Annotated in this window: 21 protein-coding genes; 12 read left to right on the top strand and 9 right to left on the bottom strand. The window is 67.0% G+C overall.

What is annotated here, in order from left to right:
• The first annotated feature begins 80 nt into the window (after positions 1-80).
• The 4 genes from gltB (at position 81) to K3G64_RS21590 (ending at position 8,530) form a co-directional block, all read left to right on the top strand.
• A complete protein-coding gene (gene gltB / locus K3G64_RS21605; protein ID WP_238887136.1) occupies positions 81-4,622 on the top strand; it encodes a glutamate synthase large subunit in 4,542 nt (1,513 codons plus the stop codon).
• Entirely contained in the window at positions 4,615-6,132 is a 1,518-nt protein-coding gene (locus K3G64_RS21600) for a glutamate synthase subunit beta (RefSeq protein ID WP_238887135.1), read from the top strand. Before gltB ends, K3G64_RS21600 begins: the two co-directional genes overlap by 8 nt.
• Before the next feature lie 27 nt (positions 6,133-6,159).
• A complete protein-coding gene (pyk, locus tag K3G64_RS21595; protein WP_238887134.1) occupies positions 6,160-7,578 on the top strand; it encodes a pyruvate kinase in 1,419 nt (472 codons plus the stop codon).
• Positions 7,579-7,687: 109 nt separating this feature from the next.
• Entirely contained in the window at positions 7,688-8,530 is an 843-nt protein-coding gene (locus K3G64_RS21590) for an acyl-CoA thioesterase II (RefSeq protein WP_238950914.1), read from the top strand.
• 28 nt (positions 8,531-8,558) lie between these two features.
• On the opposite strand, the gene K3G64_RS21585 is transcribed toward K3G64_RS21590, so the two are convergent.
• The 3 genes from K3G64_RS21585 to K3G64_RS21575 form a co-directional block, all read right to left on the bottom strand.
• Positions 8,559-9,047, bottom strand: coding sequence for a flavin reductase family protein (locus K3G64_RS21585; protein ID WP_238887133.1), 489 nt, complete (start codon positions 9,045-9,047; stop codon positions 8,559-8,561).
• A gap of 9 nt (positions 9,048-9,056) precedes the next feature.
• The gene (locus tag K3G64_RS21580; protein ID WP_238887132.1) at positions 9,057-10,349 is read right to left on the bottom strand and encodes a hypothetical protein; all 1,293 of its coding nucleotides are present in this window, start codon (positions 10,347-10,349) and stop codon (positions 9,057-9,059) included.
• A gap of 135 nt (positions 10,350-10,484) precedes the next feature.
• The gene (locus tag K3G64_RS21575; protein ID WP_238950912.1) at positions 10,485-11,330 is read right to left on the bottom strand and encodes a LuxR C-terminal-related transcriptional regulator; all 846 of its coding nucleotides are present in this window, start codon (positions 11,328-11,330) and stop codon (positions 10,485-10,487) included.
• Here K3G64_RS21575 and K3G64_RS21570 point away from each other — a divergent pair.
• Positions 11,235-11,603, top strand: a complete 369-nt coding sequence (locus K3G64_RS21570) for a hypothetical protein (RefSeq protein WP_238951050.1) — start codon at positions 11,235-11,237, stop codon at positions 11,601-11,603. The two genes, K3G64_RS21575 and K3G64_RS21570, sit on opposite strands and share 96 nt — an antisense overlap.
• 199 nt (positions 11,604-11,802) lie before the next feature.
• Here the strand turns inward: K3G64_RS21570 and K3G64_RS21565 are convergent, their stop codons facing one another.
• The 6 genes from K3G64_RS21565 to K3G64_RS21540 all read right to left on the bottom strand — a co-directional run bounded on the left by K3G64_RS21565 (position 11,803) and on the right by K3G64_RS21540 (position 18,662).
• Positions 11,803-12,345, bottom strand: a complete 543-nt coding sequence (locus K3G64_RS21565; RefSeq protein WP_238887131.1) for a DUF4190 domain-containing protein — start codon at positions 12,343-12,345, stop codon at positions 11,803-11,805.
• The gene (locus K3G64_RS21560; protein ID WP_238887130.1) at positions 12,342-13,835 is read right to left on the bottom strand and encodes an ATP-binding cassette domain-containing protein; all 1,494 of its coding nucleotides are present in this window, start codon (positions 13,833-13,835) and stop codon (positions 12,342-12,344) included. Before K3G64_RS21560 ends, K3G64_RS21565 begins: the two co-directional genes overlap by 4 nt.
• On the bottom strand, positions 13,825-15,384 hold the full coding sequence (cydD, locus tag K3G64_RS21555; RefSeq protein ID WP_238950910.1) for a thiol reductant ABC exporter subunit CydD: 1,560 nt from the start codon (positions 15,382-15,384) through the stop codon (positions 13,825-13,827). The genes K3G64_RS21560 and cydD overlap by 11 nt, the downstream gene beginning before the upstream one ends.
• Before the next feature lie 53 nt (positions 15,385-15,437).
• Positions 15,438-16,478 carry a cytochrome d ubiquinol oxidase subunit II gene (gene cydB / locus K3G64_RS21550; RefSeq protein ID WP_238887129.1) on the bottom strand — a complete coding sequence of 347 codons (1,041 nt, stop codon included), beginning with the start codon at positions 16,476-16,478 and terminating at the stop codon, positions 15,438-15,440.
• A 9-nt stretch (positions 16,479-16,487) separates the two neighbouring features.
• Complete coding sequence (locus tag K3G64_RS21545) at positions 16,488-17,945, bottom strand: cytochrome ubiquinol oxidase subunit I (protein ID WP_238887128.1); 1,458 nt, start codon at positions 17,943-17,945, stop codon at positions 16,488-16,490.
• Between the two features lie 99 nt (positions 17,946-18,044).
• Positions 18,045-18,662 carry an HdeD family acid-resistance protein gene (locus K3G64_RS21540; protein ID WP_238887127.1) on the bottom strand — a complete coding sequence of 206 codons (618 nt, stop codon included), beginning with the start codon at positions 18,660-18,662 and terminating at the stop codon, positions 18,045-18,047.
• Positions 18,663-18,821: 159 nt separating this feature from the next.
• Between K3G64_RS21540 and K3G64_RS21535 the strand changes: the two genes are divergently transcribed.
• The 7 genes from K3G64_RS21535 to K3G64_RS21505 are packed head-to-tail and all read left to right on the top strand — an operon-like array spanning position 18,822 to position 25,536.
• Positions 18,822-19,742, top strand: coding sequence for an ABC transporter substrate-binding protein (locus tag K3G64_RS21535; protein ID WP_238887126.1), 921 nt, complete (start codon positions 18,822-18,824; stop codon positions 19,740-19,742).
• Between the two features lie 10 nt (positions 19,743-19,752).
• Complete coding sequence (locus K3G64_RS21530) at positions 19,753-20,682, top strand: amino acid ABC transporter permease (protein ID WP_238887125.1); 930 nt, start codon at positions 19,753-19,755, stop codon at positions 20,680-20,682.
• 8 nt (positions 20,683-20,690) lie between these two features.
• Positions 20,691-21,443, top strand: coding sequence for an amino acid ABC transporter ATP-binding protein (locus K3G64_RS21525; RefSeq protein WP_238950908.1), 753 nt, complete (start codon positions 20,691-20,693; stop codon positions 21,441-21,443).
• 4 nt (positions 21,444-21,447) lie between these two features.
• Positions 21,448-22,575 carry a MacS family sensor histidine kinase gene (gene macS, locus K3G64_RS21520; protein WP_238887124.1) on the top strand — a complete coding sequence of 376 codons (1,128 nt, stop codon included), beginning with the start codon at positions 21,448-21,450 and terminating at the stop codon, positions 22,573-22,575.
• Positions 22,548-23,198 carry a response regulator gene (locus K3G64_RS21515; RefSeq protein ID WP_238887123.1) on the top strand — a complete coding sequence of 217 codons (651 nt, stop codon included), beginning with the start codon at positions 22,548-22,550 and terminating at the stop codon, positions 23,196-23,198. Before macS ends, K3G64_RS21515 begins: the two co-directional genes overlap by 28 nt.
• Positions 23,199-23,242: 44 nt before the next feature.
• Positions 23,243-25,009 (top strand): DUF2339 domain-containing protein, encoded by a 1,767-nt coding sequence (locus K3G64_RS21510; protein WP_238887122.1) that lies wholly within the window; start codon positions 23,243-23,245, stop codon positions 25,007-25,009.
• A 38-nt stretch (positions 25,010-25,047) separates the two neighbouring features.
• A complete protein-coding gene (locus tag K3G64_RS21505) occupies positions 25,048-25,536 on the top strand; it encodes a Dps family protein (protein ID WP_238887121.1) in 489 nt (162 codons plus the stop codon).
• Positions 25,537-25,542 lie beyond the last annotated feature (6 nt).

Here is a 25,542-nt window from a genome sequence, read left to right as displayed (position 1 = left end):
CCGGTTGCGCTGATAGACTCCCGTGAGGGCCGCTGCAGTCCCCGGACATGCATTTCTCCCGGACTGCGAAGGTGCCCGCGATGCTCTTCTCGGCATTTCCCCAACCCCAGGGACTCTACGATCCCGACAACGAGTCGGACTCCTGCGGCGTCGCAATGGTCGCCGATATCAAAGGTCGTCGATCTCACGCTGTCGTCTCCGACGCGTTGACCGCACTCGAGCACCTCGACCACCGCGGAGCAGCGGGCGCCGAGACGAACAGCGGCGACGGTGCCGGCATCCTCATCCAATTACCCACTGAATTGCTGCGCAGGACAGTCGACTTCGAACTCCCACCGCAGGCACTTGACGGCACAAACACGTATGCCGCAGGAGTCTGCTTCATGCCGCCGGATTCCAACGCCCGCGCGACCGCCCGTGACGCCATTGAAGCCATCGCCGACGATGAGGGCCTCCAGATCCTCGGCTGGCGGATGCTGCCGGTGGACCCTGATGGCGCGGACCTCGGCAAGGCTGCGCGCGGCTGTATGCCACACATGGAGCAGATGTTCGTCACCTCGACTCGCGACATCGGCGGTCTGGAACTCGACCGGTCCGTCTACCCGCTGCGCAAACGGGCCGAACGCGAGGGCGTCTACTTCCCTTCCCTGTCCAGCCGCACCATCGTCTACAAGGGGATGCTCACCACGGCGCAACTGCCGCAGTACTTCTCGGACCTGCGCGACGTGCGCTGCGAGAGCGCGATCGCCATCGTGCACAGTCGCTTCTCAACCAACACATTCCCATCCTGGCCGCTGGCCCATCCGTTTCGCTTCGTTGCGCACAACGGTGAGATCAACACCGTCCGCGGTAACCGCAACCGGATGCACGCACGAGAGGCCATGATCGCCAGCGCTTGCATCCCCGGCGACTTGTCGCGCCTGTCACCCGTCTGCACCCCGGAAGCGTCGGACTCCGCATCCTTCGACGAAGTGCTCGAACTGCTGCACCTCGGCGGGCGGAGCCTGCCGCACGCCGTGCTGATGATGATCCCCGAGGCGTGGGAGAACAGCGCCACCATGGATGCCGAGGAGCGGGCGTTCTGGCAGTTCCACGCTTCGCTGATGGAGCCGTGGGACGGTCCAGCTTGCGTGACTTTCACCGATGGCACGCTCGTAGGAGCGGTGTTGGACCGCAACGGATTACGGCCCGGGCGTTGGTGGCGCACGATCGACGACCGCGTGATCCTCGCAAGTGAGAGTGGTGTGCTCGATGTGGCGTCGGCGCAGATCGTGGCCAAGGGTCGGCTGCAGCCGGGCAAGATGTTCCTCGTCGACACCGCCGCCGGCCGTATCGTCACCGACGACGAGATCAAGAGTGCGCTGTCGAGACAGGAACCCTACGGCGAGTGGCTGCACGCCGGTCTACTCGACATCACCACGCTTCCCGGCCGCAGCCGTGTGCAGCCGAATCACGAGAACGTCGTCAAACGCCAGATCGCCTTCGGCTACACCGAGGAGGATCTGCGCATCCTGCTCACCCCGATGGCCGCTTCCGGAGCCGAGCCGCTCGGCTCGATGGGCACCGATACTCCCACTGCGGTGCTGTCGCAACGATCCCGGCTGCTATACGACTACTTCGTCGAGCTGTTCGCTCAGGTCACCAACCCGCCTCTGGACGCGATCCGCGAGGAGATCGTCACCTCCATGGCGCGCATCATGGGGCCCGAACAGAACCTGCTCGAGCCCACGGCGGCCTCCTGCCGTCAGATCGTGCTGCGCTGGCCGGTGCTCGACAATGACGAGCTCGGCAAGATCGTGCACATCAACGGCGACGGCGAGCACCCCGGCCTGCGGACCACGGTCCTCAAGGCCCTCTACGACGTCGAACGCGGTGGTGAGGGTCTCGCCGACGCACTCGAGGATCTTCGTGCCAAGGCCTGCGAATCCATCGCCAAAGGCGCACGGACGGTGGTGATCTCAGACCGTGACTCCGACCATACGCGTGCACCCATCCCGTCGCTGCTCGCCGTCTCCGCCGTGCACCACCACCTGGTGCGGACCAAGGAGCGCACCACCGTGGCGCTGGTCGTGGAGAGCGGCGACGCCCGCGAGGTGCACCACATCGCGATGCTCATCGGCTTCGGCGCCGCCGCGGTCAACCCCTACCTGGCCTTCGAGACCATCGAGGACCTGATCCGGGAAGGCGAACTCACCGGAATCGAACCCGCTGCCGCTGTGCGCAACTACTGCAAGGCGCTGGGCAAGGGGGTGATGAAGGTGATGAGCAAGATGGGCATCTCCACCGTCGCCTCATACACCGCCGCGCAGGCATTCGAGGCGGTCGGCGTCGACAAGCAGGTCGTCGACGAGTACTTCACCGGCACCCCCACCCAACTCGGTGGCGTCGGCCTCGACGTCATCGCCGAGGAGGTCAGGCAACGTCACCGCCGCGCCTATCCCGACAATCCGACCGAGCGAGTGCACCGGCGCCTCGAGGTCGGCGGTGAGTACGCATTCCGCCGTGAAGGCGAACTGCATCTATTCACTCCCGAAGTCGTCTTCCTGCTACAACATTCGACCCGCACCGGCCGTTACGACATCTTTCGACAGTACTCCGACGAGGTCGACCGGCTGTCCCGCGACGGCGGCACGCTGCGCGGGCTGTTCGACTTCAAGAAGACCAGGCCGCCGGTTCCCCTCGAGGAAGTCGAGCCTGTTGAGTCGATTGTCACCAGATTCAACACCGGAGCGATGAGCTACGGGTCCATCTCCGCCGAAGCGCACGAGACCATGGCGATCGCCATGAACAAGCTCGGCGGCCGGTCCAACTCCGGTGAAGGGGGAGAGGACACCGATCGCCTCCACGACCCGACGCGCCGCAGCGCCGTCAAACAGGTCGCGAGCGGCCGCTTCGGTGTCACCAGCGACTACCTGGTGAACGCCACCGACATCCAGATCAAGATGGCTCAAGGCGCCAAACCCGGTGAGGGCGGTCAGCTTCCGGGATTCAAGGTGTACCCCAACATCGCCAAGACGAGGCACTCGACACCCGGCGTGGGGCTCATCTCACCGCCGCCGCACCACGACATCTACTCCATCGAGGACCTCGCCCAGCTGATCCATGACCTCAAGAACGCCAATGACCGGGCGCGCATCCACGTCAAGCTGGTCAGCAGCGTCGGCGTCGGAACCGTGGCCGCCGGGGTGTCGAAGGCGCATGCCGACGTCGTGCTCATCTCCGGCTACGACGGCGGTACCGGCGCGGCGCCGCTGACCAGCCTCAAGCACGCAGGCGTGCCCTGGGAGATCGGCTTGGCCGACACTCAGCAGACCCTGATGCTCAACGGATTACGCGATCGCATCACCGTGCAGTGCGACGGCGGCATGCGCACTGCCCGCGACGTCATCGTGGCCGCCTTACTGGGCGCCGAGGAGTTCGGCTTCGCGACGGCACCGCTTGTGGTGTCGGGCTGCATCATGATGCGGGTGTGCCACCTCGACACCTGCCCGGTCGGCGTGGCCACCCAGAATCCGGAGTTGCGCAAACGATTCACTGGCAAGCCGCAGTTCATCGAGAACTACTTCCGCTTCGTCGCCGAGGACATCCGCCGCCGGCTCGCCGAACTGGGGTTCCGCAGCATCGACGAGGCCGTCGGTCATGCCGAGCTGCTCGACACCGACCGGGGCGTCGCGCACTGGAAATCGCAGGGGCTCGACCTGTCGCCGATCTTCACCGTTCAACCCGACGGCCACACCGGTGAGCCGACACCGAGGCGCAAGGTGCGCGACCAGTACCACGCGCTCGATCAGGCGCTCGACCAGACCTTGATCCAACTCGCAGAGGGCGCGCTCGAAGACGCGCACCCGGTACGGCTGGATCTGCCGGTGCGCAATGTCAACCGCACGGTCGGCACGCTGCTGGGCGCCGAGGTCACCCGGCGCTACGGGGCGCAGGGACTGCCCGACGGCACCGTCCACGTCACGCTCACCGGCTCGGCGGGCCAGTCCATCGGCGCATTTCTGCCGCCCGGCATCACCCTCGAACTCGTCGGTGATGCGAACGATTATGTGGGCAAGGGCCTTTCAGGTGGTCGGATCATCGTCCGGCCGCCCGACGACGTGTTGTTCCTGCCGGAAGACAACGTGATCGCCGGCAACACGCTGCTCTTCGGGGCGACCTCGGGCGAAGTCTATCTGCGGGGGCGCGTCGGAGAACGGTTCGCCGCGCGCAACTCCGGCGCGCTGACCGTCGTCGAAGGCGTCGGCGACCACGCCTGCGAATACATGACCGGCGGACGGGTGGTGGTGCTGGGAAGGATCGGCCGCAACATGGCCGCCGGCATGTCCGGTGGCATCGCCTTCGTGCTCGGCCTCGATCCCGAGCGGGTCAACACCGAGATGGTCGACTTGCAGCGCCTCGACCCCGAGGATCTGACCTGGCTGCGCGACGTCGTCACCAGGCATGCGCAATACACCCGCAGCAGCCTGGCGGCCTCCGTCCTTGCGGACTGGCCGCGGCGCAGCGCCCAATTCACCAAGGTGATGCCTCGCGACTATCGGCGCGTCCTGGAAGCGACGCTGTCGGCCAAGCGTGAGGGCCGAGACGTCGACACCGCGATCATGGAGGCCAGCCGTGGCTGACCACACCGGTTTTCTCAAGGTTCCGAAGGTCGACGCGCCCAAGCGGTCCATCGATGAACGCGTCGGCGATTGGCACGAGGTCTACGAGCAACAGGATCCCCATCAGCGCGCCGGTGAAGTGTCCCAGCAGGCCCGTCGCTGCATGGACTGCGGAATCCCGTTCTGCCACTCCGGAACAGCGGGCTGCCCGCTCGGCAATCTGATTCCCGAGTGGAACGACCTGGTGCGCCGCGGCCGGTGGGATGCGGCCAGCGATCGCCTGCATGCGACCAACAACTTCCCGGAGTTCACCGGCAGGCTCTGTCCGGCGCCGTGTGAGACCGCCTGCGTGCTGTCCATCTCCGAGGAGCAGACCGGCGGCAGCGTCACCATCAAACGCATCGAGCAGACGATCGCCGACCAGGCGTGGCTGGACGGCATCGTCGAACCGCAGCCCGCGGCCATCGCCACCGGCAGGAGCGTGGCGGTCGTCGGCTCCGGTCCGGCCGGACTGGCTGCAGCACAGCAACTCACGCGCGCCGGCCATGGGGTCACGGTCTATGAGCGCGACGATCGCATCGGGGGGTTGATGCGCTACGGCATCCCGGAGTACAAGCTCGAGAAGGTCAGGCTCGAGCAGCGGTTGGCCCAGATGCGGGCAGAGGGCACGAGGTTCGTCACCGAGTGCGAGGTCGGCGTCGACCTGACCGTCGAGCAGTTGCGGGCACAGCACGACGCGGTCGTACTGGCCGTCGGCGCGTTGCATGCCCGCGACAACGACGTCGAGGGACGCGGCCTCAACGGCGTTCACCTGGCGATGGACTACCTCGTGCCCGCCAACAAGGAGTGCGAGGGTGACGGGCCAAGCCCCGTCAGCGCCGAAGGCAAGCATGTCGTGATCATCGGCGGCGGTGACACCGGTGCGGACTGCCTTGGCACCGCACACCGCCAGGGCGCCACGTCGGTGACCCAACTCGACTACAACCCCGAACCGCCCGTGGTGCGTGACAACGCGCGCTCGCCGTGGCCGACGTGGCCGATCGTCCTGCGAACTCGCCTGTCACCCGCCCATGCCGAGGGCGGCGACCGCCGCTATCAGGTGGCGGTGCAACGTTTCCTCGGCGACGACCACGGCGACCTGCGGGCCATCGAGATCGCAGAGGTGAAGGTCGAGCGTGACGCGGAAAACCCTGCCGGCGGGCGCGTCATCACCCCGGTGGGAGACCCGATCGAGATCCGCTGTGACCTGGCCCTGCTGGCCATCGGATTCGACGGCGTGGAGCGCCTGCCGCTGCTCGACGCGCTGGGGCTCACGCTGAACCGGCGCGGCGCCCTGCCGTGCGGTTCCGACTGGCAGACCGATGCGCCCGGCGTGTTCGTCTGCGGGGATGCCCACCGCGGCGCGTCGCTGATCGTGTGGGCGATCGCCGAGGGCCGCAGCGCCGCACACGCCGTGGACGCGTACCTGATGGGGGAGTCCGACCTGCCTGCTCCGGTGATCCCGGGCGCCCTTCCGCTGGCCGTCGTCTGAATCGATCAACGACTATGCTCAACTGTCGTGAATAGACGCGGAAAGATCGTCTGCACCCTGGGACCGGCCACCGCGTCCGACGACGCCGTCCGTGCGCTGGTCGAGGCCGGAATGAACGTCGCCAGGCTCAACTTCAGCCACGGCGATTACCCCGACCACGACGCCAACTACAAGCGGGTCCGCGCCGCTTCGGATGCCACCGGCCGCGCCGTCGGCATCCTCGCCGACCTGCAGGGGCCCAAGATCCGGCTCGGCCGGTTCGCCGACGGACGCACAGAGTGGTCCGCAGGCGAGACGGTTCGGATCACCGTCGACGACTGCGAGGGCAGCCACGACCGGGTGTCCACCACATACAAGCGGCTGGCACAGGACGCCTCCGCGGGCAACCGCGTGCTGGTTGACGACGGAAACGTCGGGCTGGTCGTCGAGGAGATCGACGGCAACGACGTGGTGTGCAAGGTCACCGAAGGCGGTGAGGTCAGCAACAACAAGGGCATGTCGCTGCCCGGCATGAACGTCTCGGCGCCCGCACTGTCAGAGAAGGACATCGAGGACCTGGAGTTCGCGCTGCGGCTCGGCATCGACCTGGTCGCGCTGTCGTTCGTCCGATCCCCGGCCGACATCGAACTGGTGCACGAGGTGATGGACCGCGTCGGCAGGCGCGTGCCGGTCATCGCGAAGCTCGAGAAGCCCGAGGCGATCGACAATCTCGAAGCCATCGTGCTGGCATTCGACGCCATCATGGTTGCCCGTGGTGACCTCGGCGTCGAGCTGGCACTCGAAGAGGTCCCGCTCGTGCAAAAGCGGGCCATCCAAATGGCAAGGGAGAACGCCAAACCCGTCATCGTCGCCACCCAGATGCTGGAATCGATGATCGACAGCTCGCGGCCCACCCGGGCCGAAGCGTCCGACGTCGCCAACGCGGTGCTCGACGGCGCGGACGCGGTGATGCTGTCCGGTGAGACATCGGTCGGCAAGTACCCGCTCGAAGCGGTCAAGACCATGGCGCGCATCATCGCCGCCGTCGAGGAGAACTCGGTGGCCGCGCCGCCGTTGACGCATGTGCCGCGCACCAAGCGCGGCGTCATCTCATACGCGGCGCGCGATATCGGCGAGCGACTTGACGCCAAGGCGCTCGTGGCCTACACGCAGTCCGGGGACACCGTGCGCCGGCTGGCACGACTGCACACGCCGCTGCCGCTGCTCGCATTCACCTCGCTGCCGGAGGTGCGTAGCCAGTTGGCGCTGAGCTGGGGCACCGAGACGTTCATCGTGCCGCACATCCAGACCACGGACGGGATGATCCGCCAGGTGGACAAGTCACTGCTCGAGCTGGGCCGGTACAAACGCGGCGACCTGGTGGTCGTCATCGCAGGCATTCCGCCGGGGACAGTAGGCTCCACGAATCTGATCCATGTGCACCGGATCGGCGAGGACGACGTCTGACACCCGAGCAGGAGGTTGTGTGTCAACCGCCGATGAGCCGCTTGCGCGAAGAGCATCAAACACCGATGAGCCGCTTGCGCGAAGAGAATCAAATCGAGACTTCGACGAGCTGCTCGCGATACTCGACCTGAGCCAGACCGACGACGACACTTACATCGGCGCGCACCCCAGCAAGAACCCGGTGCGCACGTTCGGCGGCCAGATGCTGGCCCAGGCCTTCGTGGCGGCCAGCCGCAGCCTGCGACACCCCGCTCCGCCGAGCGCACTGTCGGCGCACTTCATCGCGGGCGGCGACCCTGATAAGGACCTCGAATTCCACATCGTGCGCCTGCGCGACGAACGCCGGTTCGCCAACCGCCGCGTCGACGTGATGCAGGACGGTGCGCTGCTCGCCACGGCGATGGTCTCCTACCTGTCGGGTGGCCGCAGCCTCGAACACGGCGTCGATCCGCCCGAACTGCCCGATCCCCTGTCGGTGCCACCGGTCGACGACCTGCTGCGCGGCTATGAGGAGGTCGTTCCGCACTTCGTGAACGCGCTGAGGCCGATCGACTGGCGCTACACCAACGACCCGAGCTGGGTGATGCGCAGCAAGGGCGAGACCCTGACGCACAACCGGGTGTGGATGAAGGGCCTCGGCGAAATGCCCGACGACCCCGTGCTGCACGCCGCGGCACTGGTGTACTCCTCGGACACCACCGTGCTGGATTCCATCATCACCACCCACGGTCTGTCGTGGGGTTTCGACAGGCTCTTCGCCGTCACCACCAACCACTCGGTATGGTTTCACCGGCCGGTGAAATTCGACGACTGGCTGCTGTACTCGACGTCGTCGCCGGTGGCCGCGGATTCACGCGGGCTGGGCACCGGACATTATTTCGACCGATCGGGCCGGCTGATCGCAACGGTGGTGCAGGAAGGCATCGTCAAGTACTTCCCGGCCCGCGGCTAGGGCGTCGGCGTCAACGTCGGTGTCAGCGTCAGACGGCGAGCAGACTTGCGAAAGTGCCATCGCAATACACCAGCGGATCGCCGCGCCCTCCGATCCGGACCTCCGCGATGAGGCCGATCAAGATGTGATGGGTACCCGCCTCGATGGCTCGATCCAGGCTGCAGTCCAACGACACCAGGCTGTCGGCCAGGGCGGGAACACCACTGGCCGTCTGCACCCACGCCCCTTCGCCGAACTTCGCGGTGCCCCGTATTCCACCCATGCCGGCGAACCGCGCGGCCAGACCGCGGTGTTCGACCCGAAGGACATTCAAGCCGAAGCGGCGGCTTTCTCGGATGGCGTTGCTGACACTGAGGTTCTTGTTGACGCAGCACAGCACACTCGCCGGGTCGGGTGTCAATGACGTCACTGCGGTGGCGGTGATGCCAAGCGGTCCCTCGCTGCCGCTTGTGCTGATGATGGTCACGCCTGCGGCGAGACAACGCATCGCTGAACGGAATTCATCGTGCCCGATCATCGCGGTTTCCTATGCGGCGGAGCGCCATAGATTGATGCCGACCGAATGCGGATACGCCATGGCAGTTCTGACGTTGATTCGCATGAGAAAGTCTGCGAGGGGCGCGATCTGCGTTGTCTCGATCCACCACAGGAAATTGTGCCTGCGCACGACACGAAGTGCGCGTCGAATGGCTCTGTCGGGATCCTGGCCATGCACAACGGCTTCGGCGCCGATGATACCGCCGATCGCCGACGAGACCATACCGTCGGCGTAGAAACAGGGCGCACCGCCGGAGTACATGCGCTTCAGATCAAGCATGCCGGGTCGCGACGGCGCGATGGTCGACCAAGGCGCTGCCGGTACCAGCGCGCGAGCGAGCGTTTCGTCCGGGTCGTCAGGCACAAAGCCCATCGCCGCACCCACGCCGTAGAGCTCGTCGATCATGACCCCGAACTCTTGGTCGCTGTCGAAGCCGGAATCGGCGTCGACGACGCGGGCGAAAATCCCATACCAGCTGGAGCGCGGCGAAAGGGGGTCACGGAACGGCGTGAAGTATCCGACGTCGATGGCACCGTCGCGGCGGATCAACGGCGCGAAGGCGGTGCCGGGCTCAGTCGGCGCGAGTGGTCCCGCCGGCGGTGCGATGAAGGGCACCTGCACCGCCAGCACCTTCTTCGCGGGCTTCTCCGTTTCGGCGTTGAGCAGTCGTGGGTTGGTAGTGGCGTTGACGAGCAGTGGATTGTTGCCCGTGGCGAGGCTGCGCAGATGCTCGGCCGACTCCACCTTCTCGGCGCGGAAGCCGATCGCATCCTTGTCGAGAATCTCGCGAATGCCGCCGATCAGGCGGGAGTTGCGGACTCCGTAGACGACTGGCCGCGGTCCGCCCCGCTTGCCACCCTGCCAGGCTCCGCGCCGGGTGAAATGCCAGCCGTCGTCCTTCTGGTACGCCATCGAAGCGGTCTGCCGGTTGGCAACGGGCAGCGGACCCGGGCCGGCGACGTCCCGCAACAGCCGTTCATGGCTGACGCCCAGGGCTTCGCCGATGACGTCGGCGGCCAGCCCACGAAGGCTCACGCCGTTGATCAAGCGGCGACTCTCCACCAGTTCCGGTGCCACAATGGTCACGTTGCCCGCGAAGCGCGGGTGGTGCACCAGCTGCGCAGCGAACACTTGCGCTCCGATTCCGTTGCCGGCGATCACCACCGAGTCATATGCACTCGACGCGCCGCTGCGCCGGTCGACGAAACGATCGACGAGTTGCTCGACGTGCCTGTTACGGCGGTCGGTCCTCGGCTCCGCACTCTGATCGATGAGCGACATTGGGTTCCCCTTCGACTGTCGATGTGTCATCGGAGCTCCATGCTCACCCGTGATGGCGTTCAAGGTCTCCCAACAAGCGCCGAAGGAGCCCGAAGGTGATACGAGGATCCACCGACAGGGGTACGACCGGTGGGGTCAGCGCGGCGCGGCCAAGCCGGCGTAGATCGCCACAGCTTGACCGCGATTGGTGACGTTGAGTTTCCGCAGGATGCGTTTCACATGAGTCTTCACCGTGCCTTCGGCGACGATGAATCGAGCCGCGATCTCTGCATTCGTCGCCCCGGTCGACATCAGCCGCAGCACCTCGATTTCCCGCCGTGTCAGGCTCGCCGGGGCGCCTGCAGCGGCCGATGTCATCGCCCGCGCCGGCGCAACCTCCCGGGCGGGAGCCAGGTGAGGCGCCGGTTGAGGATGCGGCAGACCGTGGCGCAACGGCGGTCTGGCGGACTGGCCACCCCGGAGCAATCGCAGACTGGTGTCGGTTTGCCGCACCAAATCGCATAGCGCTGCGCGCTGCGCCGCCAACTGCTCGGCCGCCAGCGCACGCTCCAGTGCATGGCCGATTGATCGGGCGAACACCGCCGCCGCATCACGATCGACCGAATCGACGTCGCGCTGGCGGTAGTAGGCGTCCAGGTGCAGGCTTCCCACCACCGCCCCGTCGACGACGATCGGAACCGCCACATAGCTCTGGGTCTGGATCCTCTGCACGATCGGTGCGAAAGCCTGCGGGTCGTTCATGGTGTCGGTCATCAGCGCAGGCAGCTGTCGGCGGATCATCTCCGTCTCCAGGCGCCCTGCGCTCAAGTCGATGGGTGTCTGCACCGCATGGGCGTGACAGTCGGCCGCCCAGTCGTCGTGGCCTGCGAAATAGGTTGCAGCGGCGTGCAGGTGGCCGTCGCGCAGCATGAAAATCATGGCACGGTCGAGGTCACAGGCACGACAGGCAGCCGCCGCAGACCGCTCCAACAACGTCGACACGTCGAGATCAGAGCCGAGGTAGGCGTCAGCGCCCCGCGCCGCGCTGAGGATGCGGATGCGGTCGTCGGCGCGCTGCTGCGCGATTTCGCTTCCGCATCGCTGCAATTCGATGACCGCTTCGTAGAGGGGCGCAAGCGCGGCGTCGGGGAGGTTCTTGCGAGCTTGGATCTCACGAAGGAGCGCACCGACGACCATCTCGACGTGGTCACTTACCTGGTCTGCAGTCGGCCGTGCCGCGAGTGCCGGTGCGAGATCGACCCACTGGTCAGCTGACGCCAAGGCGTGAGTCAAGCGCTCGGCGAGCGCAAGACTGCGGTGTGCCGACCCTATGGCGTGCGCGCGGGTAGCGGTCGGATTCGGTGCCAACGTGACTGCCATCTGGCCTCCAATACAGCCGATACCCGGCAGTGTTCACCTCGCCATGTGCCGACGCAAGCGGTCGTACCCCTATCGAGATACGTCCGCTTCTGTGCTAGGGCGTCGGCGTCAGCGTCACCGAGAACTCGTCCTCGACGCGTTGTTGGAACTGCTCGGCGCACTGGTCGATGGCCTGCTGGTCGTTGCCCGCATTCGACAGGCAGTCGATGTAGTCGGTGCCACCGACCTCGCCGAAGCCCCAGACGGCCAATCCGATGAACACGATGGCCTCGATGATGCTGAGAAAGCCCAGCACGATGCCGGCCACGGCCATTCCGCCGTTGGTCGCCTCGCCCCGCTTCGCGCGGTTCCAGCCGAGGAACCCGAGGATCACCGCGACGACGCCCAGCACGACTCCACCGAACACCGACAGCAGCGCGATGATCGCCACCACCAGCGATGCGATGCCCAGGCCGTTCTGCGGTCCCCTCGGCGGTGGCGGGTAGCCCGCGTACGGCTGCTGCTGCGGGGGTGGGGGATAACCACCGGGGTACGCGCCGTACTGAGGCGGCGGCGGTGCCGACGAGCCGGAGGGTCCCGGCGGCGGCGGTGACGGCGACGGTGACGAAGGCGTCTCGGGTTTGTCCGGTTCGCTCATGCCGAAGAGGTTACTCCGCCCGGTGCCAGATCGACGGTGCGACAGAAAACTCCGTACGGCAGGTGGTGGGTGGCGACGACGACGGTCCGATCGGCCGGGAAAAGCCCGCCGGGAGTGAGCAGTTCGGTGAGGATCCGGCAGCCGTCGGCGGCGTCGAGGTGTTCGGTGGGTTCGTCGAGCAACACGATCGGAGCCGTCGTGAGCAGCGCGCGGGCCAGCAGGAGGCGCCTGCGCTGCCCCGCGGACACCGCCGCCGCACCGCCGACCAGCACGGTGGACAAGCCGTCCGGCAACGCGTCGAACCAGGCACTCAGCCCGACACGCGACAGCGCGTCGGCGATCTCGTCGTCTCCGGCGTCACCCCTAGCGACCAGCAGGTTGTCGCGCACAGTGGTGGCGAACAAGTGCGCATCCTCAGCGAAAAAGACTGCTGCGGAGTATCTTTCGGCCAATCTGATGAGCAGCGTCGTCTTGCCGGAGCCGCTCGCGCCTGTCACCGCAAGCCTGTCACCGGTGTGGATGTCGACTGTGGGAACCGCGGGTCGCGACCGGTACGGGTCCGGTGGCGCGGCCAGTTCGGCCAGCCGGCGAGCGGCCCCGCGTGAGCGGGCGAGCTGCACGGCGGCGGCCGGCAGCGCAGTGGTCGCCTCGAACGCCGCCAGCGGCAACAGCATCAGTATCGCGACCGTCGTCGGTGCCACGGCCGAAGCCAGGCCGACGCCCGCGATGACCGCACCCAGCACACTGGCGCCGATCGCCGCGGACGGCGCCGCCGCCGCGAGGGCTGCCGGTGCGGACGCCCGGTCGATGGCACGGCCCCACTCGCGCTGCTCACGTCCGGCGGCGCCGATGAACTCGTCGAGCCGGCCGCTGACCCGCAGCTCCGGCGCGTGCTCGAGAGCGGTCATGACGGCCGCATCGCGAGACGAATGGTGCGCAGCGGCAACCTTCTCGGCGGCGTCGGCGGCGCGGGCGCTCAACCAGGGCGCGACGACGCCGGCGACCAGCAGGCAGGCGGTCAGCACGGCGGCGGCCGCCGGTGAGATCACGCCGATGATCACGACGGCGGCGAACCCGAGCACGAGCGCGACTGCGATCGGCACGATGGCGCGGACCAGGACGTCGGACAGCTCATCGACGTCGGCGCCGGCGCGGGTCACCAGCTCGCCGCTGTGGTGGCGCGTGGCGACTTCGGCATCACCGCAGGACAGGGTCGCGTACAGCCATTCCCGTGCCGCCGCGGCAGTTCGCAGCGCGGTGTCGTGGGAGGCGAGCCGCTCGCAGTAACCCAGCACGCCACGAGCGATGCCGAGCGCGCGGACGGCGACCACCGCGACCGTCAGGTCCAGCACCGGCGGCATCTGCCAGGCTCGGGTGATCAGCCACGCCGAGACCCCGGTCAGGGCCAGGGCGCTGCCCAACGACAGCACGCCGAGGACGATCGCCGACAGCAGGCGGGGCAGCCGTGGCCGCAGTAGCTCACGCAACATCGGCGCTCCCCACCGGCACGATCCGGTGTGCGATCGCCAGCACCGGGTCACGGTGTCCCACGACCACGACCGTGTCGCCCGCCGACGCCCGCTCCACGATCGCACGCAGCACTAGCTGTTCGGCGACCGCGTCAAGGTGGGCGGTGGGCTCGTCGAGCAGCAGCACCGCCGCCGCCGAGCCGAAGGCTCTGGCCAGTCCGAGGCGTTGGCGTTGTCCCAGGGACAGACCGACACCGCCCCGGCCGATCCGGGTGTTGAGTCCCTCCGGCAGTTCGACCAGCACTTCGTCGAAACATGCTGCGCGACAGGCGGCGTGGATGTCGGTGAGCTGGCCGAAGAGGTTCAGGTTCTCCAGGACGGTGCCGGCGACCAGGACCGGTCGGTGCGTCAACCAGGACACCTGCGACCACCAGGCCTGCGGGCGAAGGTCGGCCACATCGACGCCGTCGACCAGGACACGCCCCCACGGTGGCGTGTCGAGAGCCAGGATGGCCTGCAGCAGCGTTGATTTACCGGCGCCGTTGGGTCCGGTCAACACGGTCACCCGGCCGGGTTCGATGTCGGCGTCCAGCGCGTCGATGTGGATGACCGCGCCTCGGGCGGTCACCGTTCGGACGCCGGTGTCAGCGACCGGAAGCTGCTCGACCAGCGTGAGTGCCGCATCGGCGGCGGTCTTGCCGTTCTGCGCGGCGTGGAAGGCGACTCCGACGCGGCGCAGCGGCCAGAACACCTCGGGTGCCAGCAGGAGCGCGGTCAGTCCGGCCGTCAGGGTCATCTGCCCGTAGACCAGTCGCATACCGACGCTAACCGCGACCAGCGCCACCCCGAGCGTGGCCAACAGTTCGAGCACCAGAGCCGACAGGAATGCGACCCGCAACGTGGCCATCGTCGAACGGCGGTGTGCCGCACCCAGTTCAGCGATCCTGCTGATCGACCCTCCGACACGGTGCAACGCGCGCAGCGTCGGAAGACCCGCGATCAGGTCCAGCAACCGGGACTGCAAGGCGGTCATCGCGGTCAGTGCCGCTGCGGAGCGGTCGGCGGTGGCCAGACCGATGAGCACCATGAAGATCGGGATGAGCGGCAGGGCGGTCAACACGATCGCTGCCGATCTCCAGTCGTAGACCGCGATGACCGCGGCTGTGGCGGGCGTCAGGATCGCCGCCAGAATCAGCGCGGGAAGGTAAGCGGTGAGATACTGCCGGAGACCGTCGAGCCCCTGCGTCACCACGGCGGCTGCAGCGTCGCGATGCTCGGCCAGCCGGCGCGGCGGCAGCGACGCCACCGCGGTGAGCACCTTGTCGGCCAACTCGGCGATCACGGCACTCGAACCGCGTTGTGCCAGGCGGCCCTGCTGCCACTGCGCCAACACCCGGATCGTCCAGACCGCCAGCAGAAGCCACAGCGACGTCGACACGGCTTCCAGATGGCGTTGCGTGGGATCCGTGATCACCCGGGCCACGATGTCGGCCAGCACCACCGCCGAGGCGATCGTGCACGCCGAGATCAGCACGCCGAAGCCGGTGGTGGCGACGAGGAAGCGGCGCATCGCCGTCGATCCCTGCACCAGCCGGGGATCGACGGGGCCGCGCGTCCGGGTGGTCAGGATGGCCGCCTGGGCAGACCCGTGCCGGGAGGTATCGCCTCGGCGGTGATGCGTTTACGGAAGACCCAGTACGTCCAGGCCTGGTAGCCGATGACCAACGGCACCAACGTCAGTGACGCCCAGGACATGATCTCGAGCGTGTAGGGACTCGACGAGCCGTTGTAGATCGTGACGCTCCACTGTGGGTTCAGGGTGGACGGCAGCAGGTTCGGGTACATCGATCCGAACAGCAGCACGGTGACGGCGGCGACCACCACGACCGTGGCGACGAAGGCGACACCTTCTCGTCGCCTCATCCACATCAGCCCGACCGCCAGCAGCAGTGCGGTGACCGCCGCGCCCAACGGGAGCCAGGTCCACGTCCGGCCGTGCGCGGCCTGGGTCCACAGCGCGAAGCCGCCGGCGAGCACAACGACGGCCGGCGAGAGCGCACGCGCGAAGCGGAACGCGTCGTCACGCACCGTGCCCGCCGTCTTGAGCGCGACGAACACTGAACCGTAGAACGCGAACAGCGAGGCGGTCGTCAGGCCGCCGAGCACGGTGTAGGGGTTCAGTATGTCCGTGACCGATGAGCGCGCATTGCCGTCTGAGTCGACGGGCAGGCCCTGGAGCAGGATCGCGAATGCGACGCCCCACAGAATGGCGGGCACCCAGGATCCGGCGGCGATGCCGACGTCGGCCCAGCCACGCCAGCGGGGATCATCGATCTTGCCACGCCACTCGATCCCGACGATTCGCAGAATCATGCCGAAAAGAATTGCCAGCAAAGGCAAGTAGAGCGCCGAGAACATCGAGGCGTACCAGTTCGGGAACGCTGCGAACATCGCCGCGCCTGCGGTGATCAACCACACCTCGTTTGCGTCCCATACCGGGCCGATGGTGTTGAGCACGGCGCGGCGGCGCGGTTCGGGGTCGCCGTCGCCCACCCTGCCCATCGGGATCATCAGCATGCCGACGCCGAAGTCGAAGCCCTCGAGGATCAAGAAGCCCAGAAACAGAGCCGCAATCAGCACGAACCACAGTTCTTGTAGCCCCACGGCGACCTCCTAGTAGGCGAACGACAACGGCTTGACGTCGTCGTCCCGTGGTGGTTCGGGTGGAGCGAGGTCGGCGTCGTGCTCCTGGGGGCCCTCGACCACGTAGCGGCGCATCAGCCAGAACCAGATCACCGCCAGCACGCCGTAGACGAGCGTGAACACCGCCAGCGAAAACAGCACCATGCCTGCAGAATGACCGGACACCCCCTCCTGCACGGTCAGCCGGACCATGGAGTCTCCGGTCGGGTTGGGCACGACAACCCAAGGCTGGCGGCCCATCTCGGTGAACACCCAACCGGCGGAGTTGGCCAGGAACGGCGCAGGGATGGCGATCAGCGCAAGCCGGGAGAGCAATCGTTGATTCGGGATCCGCCCGCGCCGGGTCAGCCAAAGCGCCATGAGCGCGAACGCTACCGGCACCAGCAGCAGCCCGATCATCGCCCGGAACGCCCAGTACGTCACGAATAGATTCGGCCGGTAATCGCCGGGGCCGAACCGTTCCTCATGCTGCTTCTGCAGGTCTTCGACGCCCTCCAGGGTGACGCCGCTGAACTCGCCTTCGGCCAGGTAGGGCAGCACGTATGGCACCTCCAGAACGTGGGTGACGCTGTCACAGTTGTTCTGCGTCCCGACGGTGAGGATCGAGAAGTCGGGATCGGTTTCGCTGTGGCACAACGACTCTGCCGAGGCCATCTTCATCGGTTGCTGGACGAACATCAGCTTGCCCTGGACGTCGCCGGTGAAGAACAAGCCCACAGCGGCTACCAAGGCGACCAGGCTGCCTGCGATCGTGGCCGGACGATACATCGCACGGGCATCGGACTCCTCGGCCCGCCGGTGCGAGCGGACCATCAGCCACGCCGACACGCCGGCCACGAAAGTGCCCGCGGTGAGGAACGATCCGGTGACGGCGTGCCAGAAAGCCCACACCGCGGTGTTGTTGGTCAGCAGCGCACCGAAGTCGACCAATTCCGCGCGTCCGGTCTGCGGGTTGAACCGAGCCCCCACGGGGTGCTGCATGAAGGAGTTCGCGGCGATGATGAAGTAAGCCGAGGCGTTGACTGCGAGTGCGACGATCCAGATGCACGCCAGATGCACCAGCCGCGGCAGCCGGTGCCAGCCGAAGATCCACAAGCCGATGAAGGTCGACTCGAAGAAGAACGCGATCAACCCCTCGAACGCCAGGGGTGCGCCGAAGACGTCGCCGACGAACCTCGAGTACTCGCTCCAGTTCATGCCGAACTGGAATTCCTGGACGATGCCGGTCGCCACGCCGAGGGCGAAGTTGATCAGGAACAGCTTGCCGAAAAACCTGGTCAGCCGGTACCAGCGGTCGTCACCGGTGACGACCCAGGCCGTCTGCATCGCCGCGATGATGGGCGCCAGGCCGATGGTCAGCGGAACGAACAGGAAGTGGTACACGGTGGTGATCCCGAACTGCCACCGCGAGACGTCCAAGGCATCCATCCGACCGCTCCCCAGCTTCACCGACACTGTCTACGACACAGTGTAGTAGCGAAGCGCGGCGTTTTCGCTAGGGGCTTTTGGACTCGCCTCGAAGTGTCGTTACGCCTGTTCTACGAGCGGTTGCGCGGGCGGTTCGTCGGTGTTGCGCGCCCCGGTCAGCGTCGCGAGGTTCTTCGACGCCTTGCGGATACCGAACGCGGAGACGATCTCGAACACCCCCAGCACGATCAGCCAGATGCCCACCACGATGGTCAGCGTCTCGATCGACTCGAACGGCGCGGCCAGCATCACCACGCCGGCGATCAGGCTGACGACTCCGATGAAGATCTCCCACGCGCGGCCGGGCAGCGTCGGATCGCTGATCGCCGACACCGCGGTGGCCACGCCGCGGAAGATGAAGCCGATGCCGATCCAGATCGCCAGCAGCAGGATCGACTCCTGCAAACTACGGAAACACAGCACAGCAAGGATCAGCGCCGCGGCCCCGGAGATGAACAGCAGCACCCGCCCACCGGCCGAGACGTGCAGGCTGAAGGCGAATATCACCTGCGCAATACCGGCGACCAGCAGATAGGCGCCGAAGAATATCGCCGCAACGACGATGGTGATGCCCGGCCAGAGCCAGATGAGTACGCCGAGCGCGACGGCGAGAACCCCGGAGAGCAGGGTCGATTTCCAGAGATGCTGCAGCATGCCGGGCGGAGCGAGATTCACCATGGCGAAAGCTTGGCACAGCGAAACGGATTCGGCGTGGCGAATCGGCAGCGCGGTCGTCGCGCCGGGCTAATCGTTCTCCTGCCACAGCGCACAAGCTGGCTTACTGTTCCGTTACCGGCGCTTCGCGCCGGGTCCACGAAGCAGAAAGTAGAGGCAGACGTGTCTGGAGACTGTCAGACCCGCCGGGGCAGATTCTGGCGCTTCGCCGCGGTGCTCGCCGCGGCCGGCGCACTCACGCTCACGGGATGCGCGAGCGAGACCGGGGGTGGCAGCGAGACCACCAGCGCGGCGCCGACCGTGTCGGCCCAGAAGGTCGACGAGATCGCCAACACTGTTCCCGAGGCCATCAAGTCGTCCGGCAAGTTGGTGGTCGGGGTCAACATTCCCTACCCGCCCAACGAATTCAAGGATCCCAGTGGAGAGATCGTCGGGTTCGACGTCGACCTAATGGACGCGATCGCGGCGACACTGGGCCTGACCCCCGAGTACCGAGAGTCCGACTTCGCCAAGATCATCCCGTCGATCCAGGGCGGCACCTACAACGTCGGCATGTCGTCGTTCACCGACACGAAGGAACGCGAGCAGTCGGTCGACTTCGTCACCTACTTCAGCGCGGGCACACTGTGGGCCCAGCGGCCCGGTGCGCCCATCGACCCGAACAATGCCTGCGGCAAGAAGGTCGCGGTGCAGGCGACCACCACACAGGAGACCGAGGAACTGCCCGCAAAGAGCAAGGCGTGCACCGACAGCGGGAAACCGCCGATCGAGATCGTTGCGTTCGACGGACAGGACGCCGCGACCAACGCGGTCGTGCTCGGCCAGGTCGAAGCGATGTCTGCGGATTCCCCGGTCACCTCGTACGCCATCAAGCAGAGCAACGGAAAACTCGAGGCCGCCGGTGAGATCTTCGACTCGGCACCGTACGGCTGGCCGGTGCAGAAGGGCTCGCCGCTCGCACAGTCGCTGAAGATGGCACTCGAGCACCTCATCGAGAACGGCCAGTACGAGGAGATCGCCAAGAACTGGGGCGTGGAGAACGGGATGATCGACAAGCCCGTCATCAACGGCGCTGTCAACTGAGGATTTCGCCATGACCGCGGTTGACACGTCGCCACCCACCACTCCCGCTGCCATCGACGCCGTGCCACTTCGGCATCCCTGGCGGTGGGTGGCGGCGGTCGTCATCCTCGTTCTGGTCGGGCTGTTCCTCTATGGCGCAGTGACGAACGACGCATACCGCTGGTCGACCTACCTGGAGTACCTGTTCAACGAGCGGGTGCTGAAGGTCGGCGTCGTCAACACCCTGCAGTTGACCATCTACTCGATGGTGGCGGCGATCGTGCTCGGGGTGATACTCGCGGTGATGCGGCTGTCCCCGAACCCGGTGCTGCGCTCCGTGGCCTGGGCCTACCTGTGGATCTTCCGTGGCACCCCGGTGTACGTGCAGTTGGTGTTCTGGGGCCTGATTCCGACCATTTACCAGAACATCCGGCTGGGCGTGCCGTTCGGACCGTCCCTCTTCGAGCTGAATTTGCAGTCGTTGTCCATACCGTTCCTGCTCGCGATCATCGGCCTGGCGCTGAACGAGGCGGCTTACATGGCCGAGATCATCCGCGCCGGAATAACTTCCGTGCCGGAGGGACAGGCCGAGGCCTCGACCGCGCTGGGCATGTCGTGGGGGATGACCATGCGCCGCACCGTGCTTCCCCAGGCGATGCGGGTAATCATCCCGCCGACCGGCAACGAGGTCATCAGCATGCTGAAAACCACGTCGCTGGTGACCGCGGTCCCGTTCACTCTGGACCTCTACGGCATCACCTCGCGCGAGATCGCCGCACGCATCTTCGAACCGGTGCCGCTGCTGTTGGTGGCGGCGACGTGGTATCTCGTCATCACCAGCGTGCTGATGGTCGGCCAGTTCTATCTGGAGCGTCACTTCTCGCGCGGTGCATCAAGGAAGCTGACGACCAAGCAACTCCAAGCCCTTGCCAAGGCGCAGACCGCGGAGGGACACCTATGACTGCGCCGATGGTGAAAGCCGAAAGCGTCTGCAAGAGCTTCGGTGCCCTCGAGGTCCTCAAGGGCATCACGCTGGAGATCGGCAAGGGGGAGGTGCTGGTGATGGTGGGGCCGTCGGGTTCGGGCAAGTCGACGTTTCTGCGCTGCATCAACCATCTCGAACAAGTCAACGCCGGCCGGTTGTATGTCGACGGCGAGCTGATCGGCTACCGCGACAAGGGCAAGAAGTTGTACGAGATGTCGCCGAAGGACGCTGCCAGGCAACGGCGCGACATCGGCATGGTCTTCCAGCACTTCAATCTCTTCCCACACCGGACGGCGCTGGAGAACATCATCGAGGCGCCCATCCATGTCAAACGCGTCAAGAAGCACGAGGCCGTCGCGCGCGGTAAGGATCTACTCAAGCAAGTCGGGATGTCGGAGAAGGCCGACGCGTATCCGGCGCAGCTTTCGGGCGGCCAGCAACAGCGGGTGGCGATCGCGCGGGCACTGGCCATGAACCCGAAGCTGATGTTGTTCGACGAGCCCACCTCTGCGCTGGATCCCGAACTCGTCGGCGAGGTGCTCGAGGTGATGAAAAAGCTTGCGGCCGAGGGAATGACGATGGTGGTGGTCACCCACGAGATGGGCTTCGCCCGCGAGGTGGCCAACCACCTGGTGTTCATGGACGGCGGCGTCGTCGTGGAGAGCGGACTGCCTCGCGAGGTGCTCGGCAATCCGAAACACGACCGCACTAAGGCGTTCCTTTCCAAGGTCCTGTAGCCGAATGCCGGACAGCACGCCGGACCCGGCGACGCCGCTGTGGCGCGCGGCGCAGGTGTTCCGGCTGCTAAGTACCCTTTACGCACTGGGTTTCCAGTTCGCCGTCAACGACAACCTCGAGCGGCCCGGTTTGGCGTGGCTGCTGTTCGCCGTCCTGATCGGGTGGAGCATCGCCTGTGCGGTGGCCTACCTCCACGGTTTCGGCAGGCGGCCATTGTGGGTGGTGGCCGAAATCCTGGTCGTCGTGGCGCTGGTCCTGTCGACGGAGGTGGTCGCCTCCTCGCAGTGGGGCTTCGACAATCAGTCCTGGCCGACTACCTTGTGGGCCACCAACGCCACCATCTCGGCCGCCATCGTTTCCGGACCGATCGCCGGGATGGCAACGGGTGTGGTCGTGATGATCGCCAGCACGGTCGTCAAGGGCTTCATCAACTACGACCTCGGCCGCAACGCGACGATCGTCATCGAACTCGCCGTCGGGCTGGCAGTGGGAATGGCCGCGCAGACCGCCCGCCGGGCGCACGCCGAGCTCGAGCAGGCGACCCGGCTGGCCGCGGCGCACCAGGAACGCGCGCGACTGTCGCGCCAGGTGCACGACGGTGCAATCCAGGTGTTGGCGCTGGTGTCCCGCCGGGGCCGCGAGATCGGCGGGGAGACAGCCGAACTCGCCGAGCTGGCCGGTGAGCAGGAGCGAGCGCTGCGCAGGCTGGTCAGCTCGGCCGATGCCGAACCCAGGGCCGGCGCGATGACTGATCTCGGTGCGCTGCTGCGTCAGCGCGCGTCCGACCGTGTCTCTGTCAGCCTGCCCTCCGAACCGGTGTTGCTCGAGGCGGCACAGGCCGCAGAACTGTGCGCGGCGGCCGTCAATGCCCTCGACAACGTCGCCGCACACGCCGGCCCGGATGCGCGCGCCTATGTGCTGCTGGAGGATCTCGGAGATGCGGTCACCGTCAGCATCCGCGACGACGGTGTGGGCATTCCCGAGGGCCGTCTGGACCAGGCGGTGCGCGAAGGCCGGGTGGGAGTGTCGAAATCGATCGTGGGCCGAATGACATGGCTGGGCGGCACCGCCACGCTGCACACCGGCCCGGGAAGCGGGACGGAATGGGAATTGACGCTGCCCCGACGGTGATGGTCGTCGACGACCATCCCATCTGGCGGGATGCGGTCGCGCGCGACCTCGCCGAGGACGGTTTCACGGTCGTCGCCACCGCCGAAGGGGTCGCCTCGGCCCGGCGTCGGGCCGGCGTCGTCCGCCCCGACGTCGTCGTCATGGACATGCGGCTCTCCGACGGTGACGGAGCACGGGCGACTGCGGAGGTGCTCGCGGTTTCGCCCTCTTCGCGGATCCTGGTGCTGTCGGCCTCCGACGAGCGCGACGATGTGCTCGAAGCGGTGAAGGCCGGTGCGACGGGCTATCTGGTCAAGAGCGCGTCGAAGCAGGAGCTCGGCGACGCGGTGCGGGCCACCGCGGACGGTCGTGCGGTATTCACGCCGGGGCTTGCCGGGCTGGTGCTGGGGGAGTACCGCCGCATCGCGCAGGCGCCGGGTCCGGAGACACCCAGACTCACCGAACGCGAGACGGAGGTCCTGCGCTACGTGGCGAAAGGCCTGACCGCCAAGCAGATCGCGAGCCGGTTGTCACTGAGCCACCGAACGGTCGAGAACCACGTGCAGGCGACGTTCCGCAAGCTGCAGGTCGCCAACCGGGTAGAACTCGCCCGCTACGCAATCGAACACGGCCTGGACGAGTAGTCCTACTCATCCGTTCCGGCCGCACGACTGTGACGATGACCGATATGACCGAACCGCATCGCGCCGTCGTCGCCCGATTGTCCGCAGACGTCGCTGCGCTCTCACAACAATTGGCCAGGGTGACGGCCGGCATCGCGGTGCTCGACCGGATGCTGGCCGAGCGGCCGGCCGTACCGCCGACGTCGTACTTCCCGACGCCCCCACCGCAGTACCAGGCTCCACCGCCCGTACTGCCGATGCAGGCGCCGGTTCCGCCTGCGCCGAAGCCGATGCGCGACGAGGGCTGGGTCGGCAAGCTCCTCGCTGTCGCAGGAGTCGCCGTCACGCTGGTCGGCATCGTGCTGCTCCTGGTACTCGCCGCCCAGGCCGGGATTCTGCGGCCCGAGATGAGGGTGGCGGGCGGGGCGGTGCTCGCTTCCGTCCTGGTCGGCGCGGCCGTCTGGCTCAATGCGCGCCCCGGCGGCCGCACCGGGGCAATTGCCCTGGCCGCCACCGGGATCGCGGGGGCGTACATGGATGTGGTCGCGGCGACGACCATCTACGGCTGGCTGGCGGCGCCGGTCGGGCTGGTGCTCGCCGCCGCGATCGGCGGCGGCGGACTGACCATGGCCCGCCGCTGGGACTCCGAGCATCTGGGGCTGCTCGTGCTGGTCCCCCTGCTGGTGCTCGCACCCGTCGTGGCCGGCGGGATCTCTCTGCTGCTCGTCGGCTACATGCTCACGCTGGCCGCGGCGTCCCTGCCGGTGCAACTCGGCAAGGACTGGCTCTGGCTGCATGCGGCGCGCATCGCCGCGAGCACGCTGCCTCTGCTGATAGCGCTTCTGGCAGTGCACTTCGACGACGGGCACGGCGCGTGGCTGGCCGGCGCCTGCGGCATCGCGGCCGTGCTGGCCATCGCCTCGGCGTTGATCCTGGGGCCGCAGACGGCGAACAGGGCCGTGCTGGCGCTGCTGACGTCGGCGGGGACCCTGCCCGTCCTGTGCGCGGCGTTGGCCGTCGATCGGGTGGCTGCGGCACTCATGGCTGCCGCGCTGGCCGCCGCCGTGTCGGCGGTTCTGCTGGCAGGTCAACGCTGCATCGGCGGCGACCGCGTGGTGCGCGCTGTCTGGGTCGCGCTGTCGGCCGTTTCGGCGGTGACGGCGGTGCTGTTGGCGTTCGACGGCTACATCGCCGGCCCGGTGTTACTCGGCATGGCGCTGGTGGTGGCGATTGCGGGTCGGCGCCTGCCCGCCGCGCGGTGGACGGCGGCGGGCTTCACGCTCATCGGCGGTGGCCTCTATCTGAGTTACGCGCCGCCGTTCGCGCTGGTGCATCCAGTCGACGTCCCGATCGCCCACGCGGCTTCGACGCTTGTCACCGGACTCCTGCTCACCGCGTGCGCCACCGTGCTGGTCTGGTCGCTGCCGCGTCGGGACAACGTGGCGTGGGGCACAGCGGCAGGCGTGGCGCTCTACACGGTCACGACGTCCACGGTGACCGCCGGCGTGCTGATCGGCGGCCAGGACGGCGGCTTCCTGGCAGGCCACATGGCCGCCACCATCTGTTGGATCGCGGTGGCCGCAGCGCTGTTCGGCCACGCCGTTCGGTTGCCGAGGCCTGAGCGCTCACTTCCCATCGGCGGGGGACTGGCCCTGGTCGCGGTGGCAATGGCCAAGTTGTTTCTCTTCGACCTCGGCACGCTCGACGGCATCTTCCGGGTGACCGTGTTCATCGTCGTGGGTCTGATCCTGCTCGGTACCGGCGCGACTTACGCGCGGATGCTGGCCAAACAGGATGAGAAACCCACCGATGTGATGGCCGGCACTCGCTAAAATGGACTTATTCCAGATTAGGAGGTGTTGAAGCAGTTATGGGTACATCACGTCGCACAGAAGCAGAGATCCAAGGGTTCCAGGCGTCGACGGAACTCAGCACCAGCTTGCAGCGGGTGCTCGTCGACCTCATCGAACTGCACCTTCAGGGTAAGCAGGCGCACTGGAACGTCGTCGGCACCAACTTCCGCGACCTGCACCTGCAGCTCGATGAGCTGGTCGACTTCGCCAGGGACGCCAGTGACACGGTGGCCGAGCGCATGCGGGCCCTGGACGCTGTGCCCGACGGCCGATCGGACACCGTGGCGGCCGACACGACGTTGCCGCAGTTTCCGGCCTACGAGCGCAGCTCGACCGAGGTCGTCGAACTGATCACGGCGCGCATCTACGCCACGGTCGACACCCTGCGGGCGGTGCACGATGCGGTCGATGCCGAAGACCCCAGCACCGCAGACATCCTGCATCAACTGATCGACGGCCTGGAGAAACTCGCCTGGCTGATCAAGTCGGAGAACTCAAAAATTTAACCCGCT

This window comes from Mycobacterium sp. IDR2000157661 (assembly GCF_022317005.1).
In the GTDB taxonomy this organism is placed as follows: Bacteria; Actinomycetota; Actinomycetes; order Mycobacteriales; family Mycobacteriaceae; genus Mycobacterium.
Note: the sequence above shows the minus strand (reverse complement) of the source record. Positions and strands in the feature narration are given on the sequence as shown.

Excerpts from the sequence above, each read along its gene's own strand:
- K3G64_RS21585 (WP_238887133.1), bottom strand. The coding sequence starts at position 9,047 with ATGATCGGGCACGATGAATTCCGTTCAGCGATGCGTTGTCTCGCCGCA.
- K3G64_RS21505 (WP_238887121.1), top strand. The coding sequence starts at position 25,048 with ATGGGTACATCACGTCGCACAGAAGCAGAGATCCAAGGGTTCCAGGCG.
- K3G64_RS21530 (WP_238887125.1), top strand. The coding sequence starts at position 19,753 with ATGACCGCGGTTGACACGTCGCCACCCACCACTCCCGCTGCCATCGAC.
- K3G64_RS21565 (WP_238887131.1), bottom strand. The coding sequence starts at position 12,345 with ATGAGCGAACCGGACAAACCCGAGACGCCTTCGTCACCGTCGCCGTCA.
- K3G64_RS21560 (WP_238887130.1), bottom strand. The coding sequence starts at position 13,835 with ATGTTGCGTGAGCTACTGCGGCCACGGCTGCCCCGCCTGCTGTCGGCG.
- K3G64_RS21545 (WP_238887128.1), bottom strand. The coding sequence starts at position 17,945 with ATGGATGCCTTGGACGTCTCGCGGTGGCAGTTCGGGATCACCACCGTG.
- K3G64_RS21510 (WP_238887122.1), top strand. The coding sequence starts at position 23,243 with ATGACCGAACCGCATCGCGCCGTCGTCGCCCGATTGTCCGCAGACGTC.
- K3G64_RS21540 (WP_238887127.1), bottom strand. The coding sequence starts at position 18,662 with ATGGTGAATCTCGCTCCGCCCGGCATGCTGCAGCATCTCTGGAAATCG.
- gltB (WP_238887136.1), top strand. The coding sequence starts at position 81 with ATGCTCTTCTCGGCATTTCCCCAACCCCAGGGACTCTACGATCCCGAC.
- K3G64_RS21525 (WP_238950908.1), top strand. The coding sequence starts at position 20,691 with ATGGTGAAAGCCGAAAGCGTCTGCAAGAGCTTCGGTGCCCTCGAGGTC.
- cydD (WP_238950910.1), bottom strand. The coding sequence starts at position 15,384 with ATGCGCCGCTTCCTCGTCGCCACCACCGGCTTCGGCGTGCTGATCTCG.
- K3G64_RS21515 (WP_238887123.1), top strand. The coding sequence starts at position 22,548 with ATGGGAATTGACGCTGCCCCGACGGTGATGGTCGTCGACGACCATCCC.
- K3G64_RS21580 (WP_238887132.1), bottom strand. The coding sequence starts at position 10,349 with ATGTCGCTCATCGATCAGAGTGCGGAGCCGAGGACCGACCGCCGTAAC.
- macS (WP_238887124.1), top strand. The coding sequence starts at position 21,448 with ATGCCGGACAGCACGCCGGACCCGGCGACGCCGCTGTGGCGCGCGGCG.